Here is a 24,449-nt window from a genome sequence, read left to right as displayed (position 1 = left end):
CAATCCCTAACGCAACTATCCAAAAGGCTATTGTATAAATTAAAATACCCGTAAACCTTCTAACTAAAAAACAAATCAATGTATATATTAAAAGTAATAGTGTATTGTTTTATTATACAAGCTGTATTAGGATGCCAAAAAAAAACAGAAAAAGTACGTAAGCCTAACATCCTATTTATATTAGTAGACGATTTGGGATATCACGATTTAGGCGTTACAGGAAGTGTCTTTTACGAAACCCCCAATGTAGATAAATTAGCCAATCAAGGCATTATGTTTACCAACGGTTATGCATCTAGTAGAGTATGCAGTCCATCTCGAGCCAGTATCATGACGGGTAAATTTACCGCACGCCATGGTATTACCGATTGGATAGGAGCAAAAGCAGGAGAAAATTGGCGTGCAAAAAACCGCCATAACAAACTACTACCAGCAAATTATAACATGCAATTGCCCCAAGAAGATGTAACCATAGCAGAGACTTTTAAAAACAATGGATATAAAACCTTTTTCGCAGGAAAATGGCATTTAGGAGGTCAAGGTTCCTACCCAGAAGATCATGGATTCGATATTAATATAGCAGGAATCGATGCGGGTTCCCCTAGAGGCGGATTCTTCTCTCCATGGAATAATCCAAAACTTAAAAACAAAGAAAAAGGAGAAAATCTAACCCTGCGTTTAGCAAAAGAAACAGCAAATTTTATTTCCAAGCATAAAGACACAACATTTTTTGCTTTTTTATCTTTTTATGCAGTTCATGCACCTATTCAAACCACAGAAACAAAATGGAAAAAATATAGAAAAAAAGCCGATAGTTTGGGTATTGCAAAAACAGGGTATAGAATGGAACGCGTATTACCAATTCGTACAATACAAGACAATCCCATTTACGGAGGTTTAGTAGAAACAATGGATACAGCTGTTGGGCTTGTTTTAAAAGCATTAAAAGATAACGGATTAGATAATAATACTATTGTTGTTTTTACCTCCGATAACGGAGGAGTAGCCTCTGGAGATCATTACGCTACTAGTAACTTGCCATTACGAGGCGGAAAAGGATATCAATGGGAAGGTGGCATTCGTGAGCCTTATTTTATAAAAGTACCATGGTTAAAACATAAAGGTTTAAAAGTTGAATTCCCTGTAATTAATACCGATTTTTATCCAACGCTATTAGATTTAACAAATATACCGTTGCATCCCGAACAGCATAAAGATGGTATAAGCTTAAAACCTTTACTAGAAGGAATAAATTTAGAAATAAATAGACCATTATATTGGCATTATCCACATTACGGAAATCAAGGAGGAGAACCCGCTTCTATCATTCAAAAAGAAGGCTGGAAATTAATTCATTATTGGGAAGATGGGCATGAAGAACTATATAAATTACCTTCAACAGAACAAGATACCTTAAATGTGATTTTAAAACACCCTAAAATAGCAAAAACATTAAGTGATAATTTATTGCAATGGCTTAAAAGTGTAAATGCCAAATACCCTGTAAAAGACACAAAATATGATGCTAATAAAGCAAAAAACAGATGTTTAAATATTGTAAATAAGAAATGGCCTTTGTTAGAAAGTCAACGTTTAGAAGTCCTATCTAAAAACTTTCAGCCCAATAAAAATTGGTGGAAAAGTAAATTAACCACCGATTAAAGTATTGAATAAATCATAACAATTAACATATACTTTTTTCAATCCTTAATAAGCAAGGTTGTACAGGATGGTTTTTGTGTTTTTAGTGAGTATATTTATTTGTAAAATAATAATACATAGATAAAGATGAGAGCAGTAAAAATATTTTCATATATTTTGTTAATTTCTATACATACCGTTTTTTTTACATGTTCTAAACCTGAAGATGTAAAAAAAGAGACTGTTAAAAATACAGAACCAGAAGAGCCAAACGAGCCTAACAACCCTATAGTTACAGAACCAGATAAAGTTGTTGCAATAAATACAAATGCGGTAGTGGGTAATATGTATAACTTTTGGTCTACAAGACCTATGGTAAACCAAACACGATTTAGTAGTTCTGGTTTTAGAGCAGATATTGAAAATATAAAGCCATACGTAAAAAGCTATAACTTGGTACGTGTTTTAGGAGGAAGAACAGATGATAAAAACGATTTTTATAAAGGTGTAGATAGCTCTGGAAATATCATAACAGATTTTAGTAGTTTAATTACAGATATGCGTAATTTTATGCAAACAGGTTTTAAGCCGCGTATTGTATTAGATAATGTGCCTTGGAAAATGAATGCTGTAAAAGAAGTGAATACCTATGGTAATACCAATCCGCCAGATAACTATGGTATTTGGAGACAATATATTAACGCATTCTTACAAACATTGGTTAACGAATTTGGTTTAAACGAAGTTAAAACTTGGCGTTTTAGAGTAGCAACCGAACCTAATTTTACACCACAACATTGGAATGGTAGTAAAGAAGAGTTTTTTAAACATTACGACATAACTGTAGATGAAGTTTTAAAAGTAATTCCTAATGCTATTATTGGCCCAGGAAATAATTTAACCGAAGGAGTTGCAACGTATACTACAGAAATTATCGATCATTGTGCAAATGGAACAAACTATGCTACGGGAGCCATAGGTACAAAAATGGATTTTTTCTGTATTTCTTATTATGAGAAAATTGATCAGAATACTATAAAACTTCCCAATACAATAAAAGAATATAGAGATAAACTAGATAGTTACCCTCAGTTTAGCAATATTCCTTTCGATATTCAGGAATTTGGAATATTACGCGATGAGCATGGTGTGAGAGGTATTAGTATAGTAGATGGAACAGAATTTGGAGCAAGTTGGTATGCTAGAATAGCAGATTTAGCCTATCAAAATAGAATTACAGAAATTTATGATTGGGGGCAAGAGCTTGAGTCAAGCAATTTACCACAAGGTAGACGGCTTGTTACAGAAATGTTTTTAAAAATGGTAGACGGAAACCGGTTAGAAACTATTGATAATATTAATGGGCACGCAGGGGTTATACCTGTTACTAAAGGCGATAAAATCTATTTATTAATATATAACCATAATACTATAAGAAGTAGTTCTTCAAAAAGAACTTTATACCCGCAATTAGAAGGTGGGCACATATCTGGAGAATCCCGTTGGAAAATGAATGAGTGGACCATTGATAAAACCCATGGAATAATAATGCACGAGCTTTATAAAGATTTAAGGAATGCAGGAGTAGGAGAGAAAACCAATGGCCGTATCTATGGCAATAGACCATCAGATCGTTTTGATGATGGTTGGAAGGATGTGTTTAATGCAAATTTAGCGAAATACACTAAAATGGCTAGACTCCCAAAAACTATAACAGATTCTATAATAAATAAGCACCAAGAAAAGTTAACCTTAAAGGTAGATTTAGAGCCGCATAGTGTTAAATTAATAGAGTTAATACCTCAATAAATTAAAATTTTTCTTCATTATTTTTTTAGGCAGGATACTACAGGACACCATAGTATTGTACAGGATAGATTATAAAAAAAATCATAATATTTTAGATTATTGTTAACAAACAAACTAAAACTTTATGAAATTAAAAACTAAATTAACATCATGTTTAAGTTTTAAAAAAACTTGGATATGTTTTGTTTTGGCATTGTCTTGCATAGGAATGTCAAACGCGCAGTCTGTAAAAGGTACAGTTTCTGCAGATGGCCAACCTCTTCCTGGGGCTACAGTTATAATTAAAGGAACCACAACAGGAACAACTACCGATTTTGATGGAAATTACACCATCAATGCAGAAGCACTAAGTACACTAGTTTTTTCTTATGTAGGATACTCGGTAAAAGAAGTTGTTGTAGGAAATCAAACAACAATAAATGTAACTCTTGAGCAAGATAACAAACTAGATGAGGTTGTAATTATTGGCTATGGTACACAACGTAAATCAGATTTAACAGGCTCAGTTTCTTCAGTAAGTGCAGACGATGTAGCATCTGTTCCTGTTTCGAGAGTAGATCAAGCTTTACAAGGTAGAGCAGCAGGTGTACAAGTTACTCAAACTAGTGGTGCTCCAGGTTCTGGTACAGCTATTAGAGTAAGAGGTGGTAATTCCATTACAGGTAGTAACGAACCGCTTTGGGTTATTGATGGTATTATTGTAGGAACCAATTTTAACTTGAATAACCTAAATGCCAATGATGTTAAATCCATCGAGATATTAAAAGATGCATCATCTATTGCTATTTATGGGTCAAGAGGAGCCAACGGTGTTATTTTGGTAACCACGAAAAATGGTGCCAATATTGGTGGTGGTAAACCACAAGTAAGTGTAGGTATTTATACTAGTACACAAATAGTACCTGAAACTCCAGATTACCTAAGTCAAGCACAGCAAATAGAATACACCAATGCAGATGCAATCGCTAGAGGTGCGGTTCCTCCATTTCCAGGAAGTCCATCAGATTATCCAAATAATGACTATTTTGACCTTTTGTTAAGTCCATCTCCCATTTATAATGCGGATGTTTCAATTGCTGGTTCATCAGAAAACGGAAGTGTTAGTTATTATAATTCGTTAAATTTTTTCGATCAAGATGGTATTATCGAGAATTCAGGAATAGAAAAATATATCTTTAGGTCTAACGTGGATTTTAAATTAAGTGATAGATTGAAAGCGGGTGTTCGGATTAATTATTCAAGAATTAAACAGGAGAACGGTGTTGTTGGCTATAGTAGTCTTTTAGGTATTTTGCCAACCCAACCCATATTTAATGATGATGGTTCTTATAATGGTTTTGATGAAGTAAGGAGTGCAGATTTTAATAACCCAGTTGCAACGGCAAAACTAGATATAGATGAAACCGGTATTAGCAATTTGTTAGGTACTTTATATTTGGAATATAGTCCTATTGAAAATTTAATTATTCGTTCTACTTTTAACCCAGATATTACTAATTCTAAAAGAAATGAATTTACGTCTAGTCAAAGACCAGATTTAACGTCAGCAGAAAGTAATGCTAGGATAAGCACTACGTCATCTTTTGGATGGAATAATGAAAATACGGTGCAGTATTCTGGAGATATTAAAGAGGATCATAGTTACACGATTTTAGGTGGTGCTTCTTTCCAGAAAACTTCTACTGAAACTGCTCTTGCTCAATCTTTTGGGTATACTACTGATGCTACTACATTCAACAACTTGGGATTGGGAACTGACCCTTTAAGAAATATAGTGGGTTCTAGTTATACTCAAAATACACTTGTTTCCTTTTTTGGAAGGCTTAATTATACCTATAAAGACAAGTACTTATTAACATTGGTTGGTAGAAGTGACGGTAGTTCTGTTTTTGCTCCAGGTAATAAATATGAATTTTATCCATCTATAGCAGGTGCGTGGAAAATTACAGAAGAGCCTTTTATGCAAAATCAAAATGTCTTTCAAGATTTAAAATTAAGAGCCAGTTATGGTAAGTCGGGAAATCAAGCTATTTCTGCCTATAATACTTTAGGTGTTTTAGTAGAGGGAAATACATCTTTTAACGGTGTTGAGACTCCTGGCGCTGTTTTGGGAAGACCAGCAAATCCTAATTTAACTTGGGAGACAACAACGTCTTTTGATATTGCTTTAGAAGCTTCGCTTTTTGGAGGAAAAGTATTTACAGAGTTTAATTATTATTCTAAAAAAACGGAAGATTTGTTATTAGATGTAACCATACCTAGGCAAACAGGCTATACAAGTCAATTACAAAATGTAGGTTCTTTGGAGAATAAAGGATGGGAGTTTTTAGTGACTTCAACCAATATTTCCAAGCCTAATTTTAATTGGAATACTACCTTAACGCTTTCTTCTAATAAAAATAAGGTGTTGGATCTTGGCGGTCAAGAATTTGTTGATGTAGTTACTAATCCAATTTTAGGCGCAGGAAACTTGAGAATAATTGTTGGGGAAACTGTTCCAGTATTTACTGGAGCAGAATACTTAGGGACATGGAAAAGTCCAGAAGAAATTACTGCTTCAGGACAAGATCCAGCAACAAATTCTGTTGGAGGTCCTAGATATAAAGATCAATTAACTATTGATACTAATAATGATGGTATCCCAGATCAAGGAGACGGTATTATTTCCAATGAAGATTATGTGGTTTTAGGTAACCCATTTCCAGATTTAATTTATGGATTTGAGAATAATTTTTCTTACAAAAACTTCGATTTAAGTATTTATATTCAAGGTACTGTTGGTAATGAAGTTTTTAATACAAGAACACGTACTAACTATTTCATTCGTGGGGAAGTTCCAAAGTACGCCGAAGCTGCTAACTATTGGTCACCAGAAAACCCAACTTCTAACGTCCCTCGACCTGGATTACTTGAAGGTGATTATGTTCCTAATTCTTTTGATGTTGAAGACGGTTCGCATTTACGTCTAAAAAATGTGAAATTTACTTATCATTTACCAGTTGAAAAAATGGGATGGAAAGGTGTTAAGGATATGTCAATTTACGCCTCTGGAACCAATTTGTTACTACTTTCGGATTTTAGATTAATTGATCCAGAGACAAGTCAATACGGTAGCTCTGATTTAGGAAATTTAGCTCAAGGATTTGCTGGAGGGGAGTATCCCAATGCCAGTGTTATAAGTTTAGGCCTTAACGTAACTTTTTAAAAATATTACTATGAAAACAAATAAATTATTTTTTTGTATCACCTTAATTATGATCACATGTTTTGGTTGTGAGTCATTTTTAGAGGAAGAACCACGAGATATTATTGCACCAGAAAACTTCTTTGCTACTGATGATGATGCAAAACAATCCATTACCGGCTTATATGCCTTAATTAAAAATAACTCGATCTACGGGCAAGCTGGGCTGGATAATTGGTACGATAATGGAGTAGATATTATAGAGCCAAATCGTAAACACCCAATTTTTGAGGTGATGGGGAATTATACTTTAAATGAGGTCACTGCCGACGCCTCAAACCAAAAAATGAGTGTAACAGATACTTGGCAGAATCTTTATAGAGTTATCTTAAATGCCAATGTTATTATTGAAAGGGTTTCTGGAAATGGAGCCATCTCTGAAGCTGTTCAGAATGATGTTGTTGCACAGGCAAGATTTATTCGGGCATTAGCTTACTGGCATATTACCAATCTTTGGGGCGATGCGCCTTTTTATACAGAAGTGCTTACACTTGAAGAGATTGGTTCATTAGGAAGAACTGGTAAAGATGTTATTTTAGCTACTGTATTAGACGATTTGGAGTTTGCACAAAATAACCTGCTACCTGTTTACCCAAATGAAGATAGAGGTAGAGCTACTAAATGGGCGGCAGCTATTATAGAAGCCAAAATACATATGAAAGCACAAGATTGGCAAGCTGGTTTAGATAAATGTTTGGAAATTATTAACCAGTCTTCTCATACCATTTTGGCAAATTATAACGATGTTTTTGATCCAGCAAACGAATATAACAATGAGATTATTTGGTCTTTAGATTTTGCTAAGGACATCACAGGGCAATTTGAGCCAGCGTTCCCAGGTGCTTCATTTGCAGGAAATAATTATTGGAGGCCAAGTCTCTTTAACCCGCGTATAGCTGATGAGCCTGCTCCAGGTGAAGACCAAGATGCCTTAAAAGCTGCTTTGGCTGCCAATGGTGAAGAATTTAACGGTACTGGACTTCAAATAGCATCAAAAGACTTTGCTGAAAATTTCCCCGCAGCTGATTTACGACGACCATTAAATGTTATGGGTAGTTATGAAGGCATTCAATTGAATCATACATACATGCCTAAGTTCATGAGTCTTAGTTTTGAGACTTCTCCAAGATTTAACCACGGCGATAATAGGTTGGTATTTAGGTTAGCTGATGTGGCTTTAATGGCTGCTGAGTGTGAAAACGAGCGTCCTGGAGGAAATCCTAATACTGCTTTTGAGTATATAAGAGAAATAAGAGAGCGTGCTTATGCAACTCAAGTAGAAGCTGAAGCCATTTTAGGTTTAAGTCAACAAGCGTTCAGAGAAGCTATTTATGATGAGCGTAAATGGGAGTTGGCCGGAGAAGCAACAAGAAGATACGACTTAATAAGATGGGGTATTTATTTAGATGTTGTTCGTAATGCAGAATTTAAAACTTATAATCCTGACGAAAACATACAAGATCACCATGTTTTGTTACCAATTCCTTTAAATGAACTGTTGTTAAACCCAAATTTATTGGAGTCTGATCCAACAAATAATGGATATAGATAATACTTATTTTTTTTAAGTAAATTTTTTTGAGTTAATAAAACCGAAAGATATTAGTCTTTCGGTTTTTTATTTTAAACAAAAAGTGTTTAGAACTATGAATTAGTCTTCCAACAGTACTGTACAGGATACAAAAAGAAAGTTGATACATTATTTTTGGATATAATAATATTGAGACAAACTAAAATAGAAGTATTAAGATGAAGATTAAAATAATTATTGCTGTTTGTGTATTATTATCGTTAAATGTATTTTCCCAAATAAAGCATGGATTACGAGATAATCAGGGACGACATGTTATATCCCGTGGTTTTGTAATAAACACTAACGATCATAAAGGCGAAGTTTTTTTTAATAAAGATGATTATGCTCGTATGGTAAGAATGGGAGCTAATACACAAGTTATAAGATTAGAGTTAGGAAAGCTTAGTAAGTTTCCAGGAGGTAGCCTACAGCCTAATTACCTTAAAAAATTAGATACTTTAGTAATGTTAGGTCAACATTCTGGAATTAAAACAGTATTTAAAATGACTGTTTATGGCGTAAATAAGTTTATATGGGAAGAATTTTGGAAAAATAATAAAGCCGAGTATAGTACATATATAGATGCGTGGAAAGTAATATGGAATAGATATTCTAGTAATTCTGCTGTTTTAGGATACGATGTAGTTAACGAACCTAGAAAACTATCTATGAATATTTCTTATAAAGAATTAACAAATAAATACCTAATACCACTTTATCAAAAGATAATTGATGAAAGCCAAAAAATAAATGCTGATAAAAAAATACTATTTCAATCTGTTTTTATGAATAAAGGAGAGAAAGTAGATAATAATCAATATGCCGAAATTACAGCACCGATAAATAGGAAAAACATCATTTTTGCACCTCACATATACCAAAATGATGTAAATTATATTAAAAAAAACATGGATAGATTTGATAAGGAATCTAAGATGTTAAATGCTCCAATTATAATTGGAGAATGGGGGTTTCCTACATTTGCTAAAACAGATACCTTAATAAGTGGAAAATTGGGGCAATTGGCATACAGAGAACTTTATATAAAAACAGCAGAAGTTTTTGATAGTATGGGAGTAGGATCAATAAAAGCATGGTTTTTAGGAAACCGAAGTATGCAACATTTTCTACCAGCAGGGCCTTCAACATGGTCAATATTTAGTGATAGTACAGATGCAGGTACCGTAGAACGTAAATATATTACCGATGTAATATCAAGACCTTTTCCGCAAACCATAGCAGGAGATATTCAATCCTTTATGTTTAATCATGCTACAAGAACACTAAATTTAAATATTAAATCGGATAATAGCAAAGGTGTATCAAAAATATTTATTGGAGCTAACCGACATTATCCCGATGGGTTTTCCATTATAATTAATAACGATATTGTAATGTATCGCAATCCATTAAAAAAAGTAAGATTAGAAACCTATAAGGCTCCTAAAGGTTTTAATCCTTCAGATTATATTTGGGATGAATATACTCAGAAATTAACCATCTTAAAATGGCCTAAGGATACAAGTAAACTTAATATAAAAATTGTTCCAGGACTACGGAATTTTGATTAACTATAAAGAATAAATTAATGAAGAAAATAATATTAGCTAGTTTTATTGTTGCCACATTTTTCAATTGTGATACAAAAAATAGTACAACGGAAACCATAAGTAAACAAGATTCTGAAATTGCTTCAAAAGTTGAAAATTTAATTAGTGAAATGACATTTGAGGAAAAGATGACAGAAATGATTCAAGATGCACCTGCCAACGAAAGGTTAGGCATTCCTGTTATGAAATATGGAGAAGCATTACATGGTTTGTGGCTTGTTCTTGATTATTATGGTAATACAACGGTTTATCCGCAAGCTGTGGCATGTGCCTCAACATGGCAACCCGAGCTAATAAAAAAAATGGCTTCTCAAACAGCATTGGAAGCACGTGCGTTAGGAGTTACACATTGTTACTCTCCTAATTTAGATGTATACGCAGGAGATGCACGTTATGGTAGAGTAGAAGAATCTTATGGTGAAGACCCATATTTAGTTTCACAAATGGGCGTTGCATTTATCCAGGGTTTACAAGGCGAAGGTGATGAACAATTTGATGAAAATCATGTTATGGCTACAGCAAAACATTTTGTTGGGTACCCTGAAAACAGACGAGGTATAAATGGAGGTTTTAGCGATATGTCTGAACGTCGTTTACGTGAAGTTTACCTACCATCGTTCGAGGCGGCAGTAAAGGAAGCGCAAGTAGGTTCCGTTATGCCAGGTCATCAAGACTTTAATGGAGTGCCTTGCCACATGAATACTTGGCTGTTAAAAGATATCTTACGAGATGAGTTAGGTTTTGATGGTTTTATTGTTTCAGATAATAATGATGTAGGGAGATTAGAAACCATGCATTTTATTCCAGAAACCAGAGCTAAGGCAGCTATTTTAGGCTTAAAAGCAGGTGTTGATATGGATTTGGTTATAGGAAAAAAAGTAGACCTATCAACTTATCACATAAATGTATTAAAAGATACGATAAGTCAAGACCCTTCTTTGATGAAGTATATTGATAGGGCTACGTCACGTATTTTAACAGCAAAATATAAATTGGGTTTATTTGACACAGAACCAAAAGAAATAGACCCAAAAACAGTAAATGCTGGTAGAGAGGAACATCGCGAGTTTGCATTAGAAATGGCCGAGAAATCTATGATTATGTTGAAAAATGAAAACAATCTCTTGCCACTAGATTTATCTAAAATAAAATCTTTAGCAGTAATTGGTCCTAATGCTCATGAAGAAAGACCTAAAAAGAAAACCTACAAACTATTGGGAGGATATTCAGGGTTGCCACCATACTATGTTTCAGTTTTAGATGGCTTAAAGAAAAAAGTAGGCGAAAACGTAAAAATAAATTACGCTAAAGGCTGCGATATTGATAGTTTTTCAAAAGAAGGATTTTCAGCAGCTATTTCAGCAGCTAAAAAATCAGATGCAGTTGTTTTAGTTGTGGGTAGCTCCCATAAAACATGTGGCGAAGGAGGAGATCGTTCAGATCTTGATTTATTCGGCGTTCAAAACGAATTGGTAGAAGCCATACATAAAACAGGAAAACCCGTAATTGTCGTTTTAATTAACGGGCGCCCATTAAGTATAAATTATATAGCAGAAAATATACCGTCTGTACTAGAAACGTGGTATGGAGGTATGCGAGCAGGCGATGCTGTTGCGAATGTTATTTTTGGCGATGTAAACCCAGGCGGTAAATTAACAATGTCTTTTCCGCGTTCGGTAGGGCAAATCCCTGTAACTTATTTAGAGCGTCCAGATTTTATTGGGTCTGGTAAAGGCAAGTATAGATATAGCAATAAGTCGCCATTATTTCCATTTGGCTATGGTTTAAGTTATACAACTTTTAGCTATAGTAAGCCTAAATTAGAGCAAACCAATATTAATACAGACGGGACAACAACAGTTTCAGTAGAGGTTACCAATACTGGAAATCGAGAAGGCGATGAGGTCGTGCAAATGTATGTAAGAGACGATTATGCTTCGGTAGGAAGATATCTTAAAATGCTTAAAGGCTTTGAACGCATTACATTAAAACCAGGAGAAACAAAAACAGTTTCTTTTAAATTAGGGTTTAATGAGCTTAATGTTTTAAACCAAAACATGAAAAAAGTAGTAGAACCAGGAACATTTACTATTTCAATAGGAAGCTCTTCTCTAGAAAAAGACTTGCAGAAAATAAAATTATACGTAAAGTGATATTTAAGAAAATATAATAGATGCTCAGTTTATATATAGGCTGAGCATTTGTGTTTTAATCAAAAACATTAAAAAAAAACAGTTCTTAGAGTTAATATTTGTTCTATAACCTCAGGTAAGTACAGGATGCAAACTATAACTTATTTATTTAAATTTCAACATAATTAATTAAAACTAAATAAAATCATGAAAAAAATTACTTTAAAAATTAGTGTATTTTTACTTTTGACTATGTGTGTGCTTCAAGTACAAGCTCAAGCATTATGGACAGAAAACGGTACCTACAAAATTTCAACATCTGGACCTACTGCCTTACCTAACCCAGAACTTTATATGACAATTAATGGTGCTACGGGCGATTTAGAATGGGCTGAAGAATTACCAGGTGATGATGAAACACAACTTTGGACGGTTACAGGACATAGATATGCTGCCGCAGAGCATGATAGTGGTAATGGTGCCTCGTACATGGAAGTAACTGCTACTATTACAGGTGTTGGTACTTTTACAATGGCTACAAATTCTGTAGCGACAGATGGTAATAATATTACGATTATTGCAAGACCAGGTGAACCAATGGACAATACAGCAGATTTATCTGATTTAAGTGGTTTAGACCAGTTTCAACGAAGAAAAACTAAAGTTGATGCAAACGGAAATTATTCCTCTACAGGAAGTACACCATCAGGAGGAAACAATGCATTGTTTTTAAAAACCCCATGGAGTAATGGAGCAAGATTTGGTGTAGTTCCAGCCGCGGCAGGTGACCCTGTACAGTTTAATGGATCAGCACCTCAACCACTTCAATTCCATTTTGTATCTGCATTAAGTGCTGAAAAGTTTGATACAAGTTCAATTTTTGTATCAAACCCAGTTAACGAGCAATTAAGTATTAAAGGGCTTCCTTCTAATATTAACAAAGTATCTTTATATTCTTTATTAGGTAGCGAAGTAATAACTAAAAAGTTAGATGCTCAATCATCTCTTGCAATAGACGTAAGTGCTTTAACAAGCGGTATGTATATTGTAAAAATGATTAGCGACAATGGTAGTTTTAGTAAAAAAATAATAAAGCAATAAACATATTGTTTTATTAAAAAAAACATGAAAAAATCATTCTATCTTTTTTAGATGGAATGATTTTTTTTATTTATAAACCAATAAAAAAAAATCAAATCAAACTTAAAAAGTTTTATAAATATAAAAGTTAATTATGCAAAGACTTGCTTTTAAGATGAAACTCAATAGAGGGCAAAAAGAAGCCTACAAACAGCGCCATGACCAATTATGGCCAGAGCTAAAAAAACTTCTTAAAGATAATGGTGTTAGCGAATACTCTATTTTTTTAGATGAGGAAACCAGTACGTTATTTGCTTTTCAAAAAGTATCTGGCACAAGTGGTTCACAAGATCTATCTAATAATAATATTGTAAAAAAATGGTGGGATTTTATGTCAGATATTATGGAAACAAATTCTGATAATTCGCCAGTTTCAGTAGCTTTAGAAGAAGTATTTTATATGGAATAAATTCTATTTGTAAATTTTAACTATTACTCTTGTTCCTTATAAAGCAGGATACTCTTTATAGTTTTTAAAGTGATAATTATTTTAGATATTCGGATTCTATCAAAAATGCAGCCTTAATTCCTAAAGTAGAATTTACTTTAGACAAATTTGTCTTAATAATATAAATTTAAATTAAATATTAAAACTTCGAGACAGTACAGGATAGTTTTTTTTGGGAAATATTGCATTTTAGAAAATCTTAAATTGAAACTATAAAGTATGTTTAAAAACTCAAATTTCAAATATTTATCATTTACTTTAATTACAGTTATATTTTTAAATGTAACTGCTTGTAAAAAACAAGACCTATTGCAAAAGCCTCAAAACTTAACGGTTTCAGAGGGTTTTAAAAACCCACTTGGGTTTTACGACGCAAATCCAACATTTTCTTGGGAATTACCAGTATTAAAGCATGTTGCAAGTCAATCTGCGTATCAAATTGTAGTGGCATCTAGTAAAGATTTATTGCCTAATAATGCAGATTTGTGGGATTCTAATAAACAAGAAAAAAACCAATCTGTATGGGTAAAATATGGCGGGCCAGCATTACAATCACGACAAAAAGTATACTGGCAAGTAAAATATTGGAATCAAGAAGGAGAAGCTTCAGAGTGGAGTGCCATAAATAATTTTGAATTAGGTTTATTACATAATACGGATTGGAAAGCTAAATGGATTGGGCTAGATACCGCAAGAGATAGTATAAGAGGAAGAGAAAATGTATTAATCCATAAACCACAATATTTAAGAAAAACATTTGAGTTGTTTAATGAGGTAACATCTGCTAGACTGTATATTACAGCTAAAGGTGTTTTTGATGTTTCCTTAAATGGCGAAAATGTAAGTGATGATGCAATGTCGCCAGGATTCACAACGTATGATAAAAGAATTGAAACATTAACGTATAATGTTACCAATTTAATTGAATCTGGGCAAAATACTATTGGTGTTGAATTGGCATCTGGTTGGTATTCGGGTCGATTATTATGGGGAAATACGCCTTGGGATAATAGCGTTTCGCCAAAAGTATTGTGCCAGTTAGAACTACACATGAAAGATGGTTCAAAAGAAATTATTATTTCTGATGAAAGCTGGAAAGGGATAACTAATGGTCCGCTCCAGTTTGCAGAAATTTATGATGGCGAAATATATAATGCCAATTTAGAAATACCTAATTGGTCTTCAAATAGTTTTGATGATAAAAACTGGAATAAAGTTGAAATAGCTAATCTTGATGAAAATGTAAATCTAGAACCAAAACGGCATACTGTTGTAAAGGATAAAATTAAGCTGGTGCCAAAGGAGATTACTAAAAAAGATGGCGCAGTAATATTTAACTTACAACAAAACATGGTGGGTGTTCCTCGTGTAAAAGTACCAATGAAAAAAGGCGATACACTAAAAATTAGATTTGCTGAAATGCTATCACCAGATGGCACATTTTACACAAAAAATTATAGAAGTGCACATTCTACAGATTATTATGTTGCAGCTAAAGATGGAATCATAGAATACCAGCCAAAATTTACATTTCATGGATTTAGTTATGTAGAACTAAGTGGATTTGATGCTTCAAAAGAACCTCAAAAAGATTGGGTAACAGGTATTGTGCAGTATTCAGATTTTGATGATAATGGTACATTTACATCATCACATGAAAAACTAAATCAACTACAAAGTAACATTGTTTGGGGTTTACGAGGTAATTTTTTAGATATTCCAACCGATTGTCCGCAGCGAAATGAACGTTTAGGTTGGACTGGCGACGCACAAGTATTTGGGCCAACGTCTATGTTTAATGCCGATGTCTATAAATTTTGGGCAAGTTGGCTGCAAAGTGTCCGCGAAGCGCAACTTGAAGATGGAGCTATTCCGTGGACGGTTCCAGATACACGAGGTAATAAAATTGCGAGTTCGGGTTGGGGCGATGTAGTCACTATTATACCTTGGGAAATTTACATGCGTACTGGCGATATAGGATTTTTAGAAGATAATTTTGAAATGATGAAACAATGGGTAGAGCATCATCAAAAAAAATCGAAAAATCATATTTCTAATATGATGTCGTTTTCAGATTGGTTGCAGCCTTATCCTGAAAATGGAGACAACAAAGGCGATACTTCTAGAAATTTAATAGGCACCGCTTTTTTTGCACATTCAGCTAAATTAACAGCAAAGGCAGCCCAAGTTCTAGGTAAAACAGAAGAACAGGCAGAATACGAAGCACTTTACAAAACAGTTGCTACGACATTTGATGATAAATTTTTTGATGAAACAGGAAAAGTAAAAGGGGTTGCAGAAACCCAAACCTCTTATTTATTGGCATTAGCATTTCATTTATTACCAGAAAGTAAAATTAAAAATGCGCAAGCTAATTTATTACGAAAACTTAAAGATGCTAATAATCACTTAAGAACAGGCTTTTTAGGAACACCTTTGCTATCTAAAGTTTTAGATGATATGGGCGAGGTAGATTTGGTTTATAAGTTATTGTTCAACGAAACTTATCCATCGTGGTTTTATTCCATCAATCAAGGTGCTACAACCATCTGGGAACGTTGGAATAGCTATAGTAAGACTGAGGGGTATAATCCTATGAGTATGAATAGTTTAAATCATTATGCATACGGTGCAATAGGCGAATGGATGTATGAGCGTATAGGAGGAATAGCACCTTTAGAAGCAGGTTATAAAACCATTAAAATAGCACCTCAAGTTAGGCATCCATTAACATCCGCAGCTGCTAGTTTGAATACACCTTATGGTAAAGTAACATCTGCATGGGAAGTTAAGGACGGTACATTTACTTTAAGCATAACTGTGCCTCCAAATACAACAGCGAAAGTTTTAATGCTTGGTACTATGGAAACTGTTGAAGATACTCAAGATATAAAAACGTTAAGTACCAAAACTGATAAAACTGAATTATTGGTGCAACCAGGAACATATAAGTTTAAGTCTAAGTTATAATGAAACAAGGATTTAGAATAGTTACTGTTATTTTGATATTTGGTCTATTTGTGTTAAGCTGTGAAAATCAAAAAAAGGAACATGTGCCTAATCTTACCAATGAAGAAGAGTTGTCAAAACAAATTGAAGGTAATAATCCTGTAATCCGTCATATTCGTACTGCAGACCCATCTGCCCACATTTGGAATGATGGCAAAGTTTGGATGTACACCTCTCGCGACATGGATGATGCTACATTCTATGATACCATGGATGGCTATCGTGCTTTTTCTTCAACCGATATGGTAAATTGGACTGATCATGGAGAAGTTTTACATTCTAAAGATATTCCCTGGGGAACACAAGGATGGATGTGGGCACCAACAGCTATCTATAAAAATAATAAATACTATTTATTGTATCCTCATTCTGTAAAAGGCTCAAAAGAAGATATGCGATGTGGCGTAGCAGTTAGTGATGTGCCTCAAGGTCCATTTAAAGATATTGGTTGGATTGAAGGTGTGAAAGGCAAATGGCTTGACCCTTGTGTATTTAAAGACGACGATGGAAAAGTGTATCTGTATTGGGGAGTAAGAGAACCCAAAGTGGCACGCTTAAAAGATAACCTTTTAGAGTTAGCAGAAAAACCAAGAATCATTGAATACGGGAACCAAAATTTTTTCGAAGCCAGCTATATGCACAAACGCAATAGCAAATATTACTTCTCTTATAATGCTGGTTTAGGTGGCTTTTATGGAATGGCAAACAATCCATATGGACCATTTAAGTACATAGGAGCCATAAACCCAAATCAAAGACAAGACCATCACTCTATTGTTAATTATAAAGGACAAGATTATTTCTTTTACCATTGGCAAGGTTGGAATGGAGGTTCAAAGTATAGACGAAATACATGTATAGAATATTTATATTATGATGAAGACGGAAAGATTAAGAAAATAAATGCCACTAAGAAAGGCGTAAAAAAAGTTAATTTATAAACACTATTTTATAGTAATATGAAAATAAAATTAGTATCATTTTTGCTTATCACATTAAGCGTTATTTTGAATGCACAATCACCATTTAATAAACCAATTGTTGATGAAAATGTCATTTTTCAAGAAAATAACGGTATGGTTGCTGTTGAAGCTGAATACTTCAATAAACAAAGTAATTCTGAAATTAGACAATGGTTTATCAGTTCAAAAGGTATAGCATCCAACGTAGGTCGCGATGAAGACGAACAACACCATGAAGGCGCAAGTAATAATACTTATATTGAAATATTACCAGATACCAGAGTTACACATGCCGATAATCTTATTCAAGGAGAAAATTTCTCAAATAAAGCTGGCGAATTAGGTGTTTTACATTATAAAGTAAGAATTAATAACACAGGACGATATTATGTGTGGGTTCGTGCCTTTAGCACAGGAAGCGAGGATAATGGCATACACGTTGGGTTAAATGGAGAGTGGCCAGAACACGGACAACGCATGCAATGGTGCGAGGGAAAAAACAAATGGACTTGGGAAAGCAAACAACGCACAAAAGAAGAGCATTGTGGTGTACCAAAACAAATTTATTTAGACATAAAAAAAGCAGGAATACACGATATACAATTTAGTATGCGCGAAGATGGTTTTGAGTTTGATAAATTTATATTAACAAAAGACAGTACATATATCCCAAAAAATGAAGGCTTAAAAGTAACTACACTTTGGCCTTTGCAATCGTATTACAAGCAAATTTCAGCCTCAGTAATAGACAATAAAACCTTACCTATTGATGATTTCCCCATTAAAGGCACAGGATTTTATAAACATGCTGGTGGTAAATGGCTTGGTATTAACCCAAATAAACAAAAAGAAGCGCAAACAACAACACCATTTACATTTAAAAATGGAAACTACGATTTGGTATTTGTGGCTGTTGGCGAAAATGACGGACAGTCAGAATTTGAAATACATATTAACAATAAAAAATTAGGAACTTTTAAGCCACCATTATCAAAAGAGGTATTCGAAGAAGGTGAAAATAATAACGGGTTATGGAAAAATGTAAAATTAAAAAAAGGAGATAAGATTACAGTAGTTGCAAAAGTTGGTAGTGCAGACGGAAAAGAATGGGCAAGAGCGCGTTGGTCAGGTATTATTTTTTCTCCAGTTGGAAAAGGTAAAGATGTTATAAAAACACCATTTGATGGGGCGTTAAAGGTAGTTCAAAATAAAGCACCTGTAATTAAAGCACCTAAAGGCCGAATTGCAGTTGTTGCAGATGGTAACTCACCAGACCCTGATGATCTTGGTGGTACTGCAATTTCGTTAGCATTATTAAGAGCCACAGGTTTAGAAGGTAAATTGGTGCATTACTCGCACAGTTGTGATATTGTACGTGTCAACAGAATTTCTGAAAAAGCTGAGATAGAAAGGCATGCTCTTATGCAAAGCGTTTGCGATGTAACAGCAAGGCGCTGGGGCGGTTTTGACGGACTTAAATTTTTGGATGCCAAATGGCAGATAGATGAAACCATTAAAGATTTAGCCAAAGCAATAAACGCATCAACCGCAGAAAACCCACTTTGGATTATAGAAGCAGGAGAGCCAGATATTATTGGTTTTGCACTTAATGCAAGTTCTAAAGACAAACATAAATACGTAAAAGTAATAACACATCATCCTGCTAACGATGATGCAGGAGACTTTTATACATGGCAGCAAATACTAGATTTTGGAGTTGAAGAAGTTAGAATTCCAGATCAAAATATTAAACTAAAAGTTAATCTCGAAGAATGGAATTGGGCAAGAGACCACAAAGATCCTAGACTACAACAAGTATGGTTGTATGGTAAACTGGCAGAAGTGGATGATGTTGTAAGATTCCAAAAAGGAAAATGGGATTGTTCTGATGCCGGTATGGTTTTATATTGGATAACAGGAGCAAACATTAAAAATGGGCTAGAACAAGGCACCGTAGCAGATGTTAAAGCAATATTATTAAATTTTATTAATAACAAATAATAGTATTTAAAAGCTCAAAAAAAAATATAAAAGGGCGTTACCCAAAAGGGTCGGGATTTCACTAGTCGCTCCTCCTTTGGTCGGGAGCTTCAACATACCGTTAAATCCCTAACGCTTGGGGCTAATAATGATATCAATATCCTAACATTAAGTTTATTTAATCTCACTTATAAATGAAAAAAGTACCATTTTTATTTTATTTTATTTTTTGGAGTTTTATTTCTTATTCTCAAAAAGAAAGCCCAAATGTGTTAATTTTTTATATCGATGATTTACGTGCAGAATTAGGATGTTATGGTAGTAAAACCGCTATAACCCCAAATATTGATAAACTAGCACTAGAAGGCGTAATGTTTAATAAAGCATATGCACAACAAGCCATTTGTGCACCTTCTAGAATGAGTACCTTAACAGGATTAAGGCCAGAAACCTTAGGAATATATAGCATTTTTACACCATTACGCAAAGTGCATAAAAACCTAGTTACATTACCTCAGTTATTTAAAAAAAATGGATATAAAACCATAAGTACAGGGAAAGTGTATCATCATAACATAGACGATAAAGAAAGCTGGACACGACTTTTTAAAAAACCTGCAAAGCGTTATTTAAAACCAGAAAATATAAAAATAGTTAAAGCTCTAAAAGCAAAAGGAAGCTCTAAAGGACCAGCTTACGAAGATGCAGATGTTAATGATGAAGCTTATGTAGATGGGCAAATTGCTAGTGAAGCAATAAAAATGCTACATGAAATTAAAAATGATAAATTTTTAATGTTTGTTGGCTTAACAAAACCCCATTTGCCATTTATTGCACCCAAAAAATACTGGGATATGCATGATAAAAGTAAGTTTAAAATTCCCTTAAAAGAAAAGCCAAAAAATATGTACAGGTTGGCGTTAAGTAAATGGGGGGAACTAAAAGGTTATCATGGAATACCAAAAGAAGATCCGTTAAATGATAATATTACAAGAACCCTAATTCATGGGTATCATGCTTGCGTAAGCTATATGGATGCTCAAGTGGGTAAAGTAATGCAAACTTTGGAAGATTTAGATTTACGTAAAAATACCATGTTAATTTTTATGAGCGACCATGGCTATAAAATTGGCGAATATGGAGCCTGGTGTAAACATTCTAATGTAGAGATTGATGTTCGTGTGCCCTTAATTATAAGTAGAGAAACAGATTATAAAAAACAACAACTAGGAAAAGCCTCTAATGCCTTAGTAGAAAATGTAGATATCTTTTCAACCTTAACAGACGCATGTGGTTTAAAAGGTCCAAAATCGGATGGTAAAAGTTTAGTGCCAGTTATAGATAACCCTAATATAGAATGGGATGAGGTAGCAACAAGTGTTTTTGCCAGAGGTAAAGATATAATGGGTTGTACCGCTACAGATGGTAAATGGAGGTACACCGAATGGAGAAATTCTATTACTCACGAAATATTAGGATCAGAATTATATGAGCATAAAAATGGGTTGTTATCTTTTGAGAATCTATCAGGAAAGCCTACGCATGTTCAAGTAGAAAAGAAAATGAAAGCACTTTTAGAAATTCAGTTTCCTAGAAATGCGAGTCCCTTTTTACAGAATGATATTCCAAGGAAGTAATATGTTTAACTTGCGCAATCAAACCTTCAATGTTTTATATTTAATTTTTGCGTTTAGCTGATATAACACTTCTTTCAGGATAGTACAGGATTATTTTTAGAAGATTTAAAGTTAAGTTTGATTAAACTTTATTTAACTACCACAATGCAAATAAAAAAGATAACTTCCCTAACTGTTTTAGTGGTTTTTTTAAATTTTAGTTATGCACAACGCATTATTAAAAACGTTAATAATAATTGGCATTTTATCTTAGATGAAGATAAACCGTCATTTTCAAAAGAAAATGTTGATATTTCAAGCTGGAAAAACTTAAATATTCCGCACGACTGGTCTTTCGAAAAAGGTGTGCGTACAGGCGGAGATCAAGGTCAAGGTGGTGGTTATCACGACGGAGGCATTGGTTGGTACCGTAAACAATTTAATGTAAAAAAAGAAAGCCTTTCAAACATTACTTATATCAATTTTGATGGGGTGTATATGAATAGTAAAGTTTGGGTAAATGGAAATTATTTAGGAAAAAGACCTTACGGATACATTAGTTTTCGATATGATATTTCAAAGTATTTAAAACCGGGTAAAAATACCATTGCTGTTCGTGTAGATAATTCTTTAGAGCCCTCTGCACGGTGGTACCACCCTTGCGGAATTTACGCACCAGTAAAATTAGTTGAAGTAAACCAAACACATTTTAAGCCTAATTCTATTTTTATAAAAACGCCTATTATTTCTGAAGAAAAAGCAATGGTTATCATAGATGCAGAAATTAATGGAAAATTTAAAGGATTAAAATACGAGGTAAAATTATTTTCTCCAGATGGAAAGCAGTTGACAAATAACTGTGAAAAATTAAAAGTTTCAAATCCAACCTATCAATTAGAAATTAAAAGCCCAGAATTATGGAACCCAGAAACCCCTCGCTTATATACTGCTGTTACTCAAATTTTAGACGGTAAAAAAATAATAGATAAAATTGAAACCACTTTTGGCTTTAAAACTGTAGAGTGGAAAACCGACACAGGCTTTTGGTTAAATGGAAAAAATGTAAAGTTAAAAGGTGTTTGCGAACATTGGGAAGGCGGACCCGTGGGTGGAGCCTGGACAAAACCTATGTTACGTTGGAAACTACAATCTTTAAAAGATATGGGTATTAATGCTATACGTCCGTCACACAACCCAACACCACCAATGTTTTATGATATTTGTGATGAAATTGGGTTATTGGTTATGGATGAAATTTTTGATGGCTGGCATAAAAAAGCTCCTCAAGATTATGGCAAACAAGCTTTTGATGCGTGGTGGAAACGCGATGTAAAAGAATGGATTACCAGAGACCGTAATCATCCAAGTATTTTTGTTTGGAGCTTAGGTAACGAAACCCACAGCGATGTAGCTCCAGAAATGGTGAAATTCGGTAAAAATTTAGACCCAACCCGATTATTTACATCAGGAGCCGGAAATCCAGAAGATATGGATATTCAAGGCGTTAATGGAGGTTCTGAAACCAAATCGTTTATAGAGAATAATACCTTAACCAAACCATTCATTTCTACCGAAGCCCCACACACATGGCAAACACGTGGCTATTACCGAACACAAACCTGGTGGCGCGATAACGAATTGCCAGGTACCTTTGAATTGCCAAACTTAACCGATAAAGAAATCTTTTTCTACGAAGGTATAAACCCAAAGGATTGGAGAAACAGAAAACAACGTTTCAATTCATCTTATGACAATGCTACGGTTCGAGTTTCAGCAAGAAAATATTGGGAGGTAATGCGCGATACACCATGGCATAGTGGGCATTTTCGTTGGACAGGTTTCGATTATTACGGAGAAGCAGGTTTAGTTCATGGCGGTTTGCCATTCAATTTATTTATGGGAGGCGCATTGGATGTAGCAGGGTTTAAGAAAGACCTGTATTATTTCTATAAAAGCCAATGGACACAAGAACCAATGATTCATATGTTGCCACATTGGTCTCATCCAAGAATGAAAAAAGGAACTATAATTCCGGTTTGGGTTTACTCCAATGCTGATGAGGTGGAACTGTTTTTAAACGGAAAATCTTTTGGGAAAGATAAACCAGGAACAATTTGGAACGAGATGCAATGCGAATGGATGGTGCCTTATCAAGAAGGTACTATTGAAGCAATTGCCTATATTGGTGGAAAGGAAGTAAAACGTACATCATTTACAACAAGTAAGCAGCCTTCAAAATTAAACAACACCTTAAAAAAGTTAAATAGCGAAGACGGGTTTGTGGCAAACTATATTTTAACATCTGAAAGTTTAGATAAAAACGACAATTTCTATCCTTATGGAGAAAATAAAGTATATTACAACATACAAGGCGACTTAGAAAAAATATCTATTGAAAACGGTAACCCTATTGATCCTACAAGTAGAACAAAAACCAATTATAGAAGTTTATTTTTTGGTAAATCCAGATTGTTTTTGAAAGAAAAAGAGAAAGCAGCCAAGGCAACAATTTTTACAGGAGTCATTTTAGGCGATAAATCTTTATATACGTCCAATGATATTACTATATATGTTGGTCAGATTTCAATTTTAAAGAAAGCTAATCCTTCAGATTTAGAAATTAAATATACTGTTGATGGAAGTAACCCAGAAATAACTGGAAAGTCTTATAAGGGTGCTTTTAAAGTTTCAGATGGGACGACTGTAAAAGCCATTGTAAAACAAAATGGTGAAGTGGTTTTAAAGATGAGTGAAAAATTTGGTAAAACCGAAGGCTTGTTTTGGGGCGATGAACACTCAGCCGATATGTGGATTGGTAGAGGTGTAAATATTTCAGCTGAAGATGGATTATTGGAAGGTGGTGCAAAAGCCGATAAAAAAGCACGTCGTTATAAAGGAACTGGTTTCGTAAGGTTTGATGGAAACGAAGGCGCCATTACATGGTATCAAGAAAATGATGGTGAACAAGGCGATTATAGTATTCGTTTACGATACATGCACAATAACGAAGGAAAGTTGCACCCCATGAAACTTTATGTAAATGACGAATATATAAGAACCCTAGATTTTAAACCAACTGGTGGCTGGGAAAAAGAATGGAAGTTTGTACCCACTATTATTACGTTAAAAGCAGGTGCTAACAATATTAAGTTAGAAACCACAGGGCAAAGTGGCCCGTTTATAGATGAATTGTTTATCGATTAAATTTTAAGTAATAGATTATGACGATTGTATATGTGATTCTGGTTTTATTAGTGTTGAATGTTTTATTATTTAGGTTTAGCT

Annotated in this window: 13 protein-coding genes; all 13 read left to right on the top strand. The window is 34.0% G+C overall.

Annotated features, from left to right (window positions below):
* Positions 1–78 precede the first annotated feature (78 nt).
* The 13 genes from ACNG5D_RS09715 (at position 79) to ACNG5D_RS09655 (ending at position 24,368) form a co-directional block, all read left to right on the top strand.
* Positions 79–1,662 (top strand): sulfatase, encoded by a 1,584-nt coding sequence (locus tag ACNG5D_RS09715; protein ID WP_418183320.1) that lies wholly within the window; start codon positions 79–81, stop codon positions 1,660–1,662.
* 126 nt (positions 1,663–1,788) lie between these two features.
* Entirely contained in the window at positions 1,789–3,450 is a 1,662-nt protein-coding gene (locus ACNG5D_RS09710) for a GH39 family glycosyl hydrolase (protein ID WP_418183319.1), read from the top strand.
* Between the two features lie 124 nt (positions 3,451–3,574).
* On the top strand, positions 3,575–6,655 hold the full coding sequence (locus tag ACNG5D_RS09705; RefSeq protein ID WP_418183318.1) for a SusC/RagA family TonB-linked outer membrane protein: 3,081 nt from the start codon (positions 3,575–3,577) through the stop codon (positions 6,653–6,655).
* A gap of 10 nt (positions 6,656–6,665) precedes the next feature.
* Positions 6,666–8,246 (top strand): RagB/SusD family nutrient uptake outer membrane protein, encoded by a 1,581-nt coding sequence (locus ACNG5D_RS09700; RefSeq protein WP_418183317.1) that lies wholly within the window; start codon positions 6,666–6,668, stop codon positions 8,244–8,246.
* Between the two features lie 197 nt (positions 8,247–8,443).
* A complete protein-coding gene (locus ACNG5D_RS09695; protein ID WP_418183316.1) occupies positions 8,444–9,838 on the top strand; it encodes a cellulase family glycosylhydrolase in 1,395 nt (464 codons plus the stop codon).
* Between the two features lie 17 nt (positions 9,839–9,855).
* Positions 9,856–12,030 (top strand): beta-xylosidase, encoded by a 2,175-nt coding sequence (locus ACNG5D_RS09690; protein WP_418183315.1) that lies wholly within the window; start codon positions 9,856–9,858, stop codon positions 12,028–12,030.
* 186 nt (positions 12,031–12,216) lie between these two features.
* Positions 12,217–13,110 carry a T9SS type A sorting domain-containing protein gene (locus ACNG5D_RS09685; protein ID WP_418183314.1) on the top strand — a complete coding sequence of 298 codons (894 nt, stop codon included), beginning with the start codon at positions 12,217–12,219 and terminating at the stop codon, positions 13,108–13,110.
* Between the two features lie 133 nt (positions 13,111–13,243).
* Complete coding sequence (rhaM, locus tag ACNG5D_RS09680) at positions 13,244–13,558, top strand: L-rhamnose mutarotase (protein ID WP_418183313.1); 315 nt, start codon at positions 13,244–13,246, stop codon at positions 13,556–13,558.
* 258 nt (positions 13,559–13,816) lie between these two features.
* Complete coding sequence (locus ACNG5D_RS09675; protein ID WP_418183312.1) at positions 13,817–16,567, top strand: family 78 glycoside hydrolase catalytic domain; 2,751 nt, start codon at positions 13,817–13,819, stop codon at positions 16,565–16,567.
* Positions 16,567–17,547: a family 43 glycosylhydrolase gene (locus ACNG5D_RS09670; RefSeq protein WP_418183311.1), complete on the top strand. Its 981-nt coding sequence runs from the start codon at positions 16,567–16,569 to the stop codon at positions 17,545–17,547. Before ACNG5D_RS09675 ends, ACNG5D_RS09670 begins: the two co-directional genes overlap by 1 nt.
* Before the next feature lie 18 nt (positions 17,548–17,565).
* Positions 17,566–19,569, top strand: coding sequence for a hypothetical protein (locus ACNG5D_RS09665; RefSeq protein WP_418183310.1), 2,004 nt, complete (start codon positions 17,566–17,568; stop codon positions 19,567–19,569).
* Positions 19,570–19,742: 173 nt separating this feature from the next.
* Positions 19,743–21,185, top strand: a complete 1,443-nt coding sequence (locus tag ACNG5D_RS09660) for a sulfatase (protein WP_418183309.1) — start codon at positions 19,743–19,745, stop codon at positions 21,183–21,185.
* Positions 21,186–21,329: 144 nt separating this feature from the next.
* Positions 21,330–24,368 (top strand): glycoside hydrolase family 2 TIM barrel-domain containing protein, encoded by a 3,039-nt coding sequence (locus tag ACNG5D_RS09655; RefSeq protein ID WP_418183308.1) that lies wholly within the window; start codon positions 21,330–21,332, stop codon positions 24,366–24,368.
* Positions 24,369–24,449: the final 81 nt, after the last annotated feature.

The sequence above is a fragment of the Algibacter ulvanivorans genome (assembly GCF_048381495.1).
In the GTDB taxonomy this organism is placed as follows: Bacteria; Bacteroidota; Bacteroidia; order Flavobacteriales; family Flavobacteriaceae; genus Algibacter_B; species Algibacter_B ulvanivorans.
The sequence above is the reverse complement of the archived record's forward strand: the minus strand, read 5'-3'. Positions and strand labels throughout refer to the sequence as shown.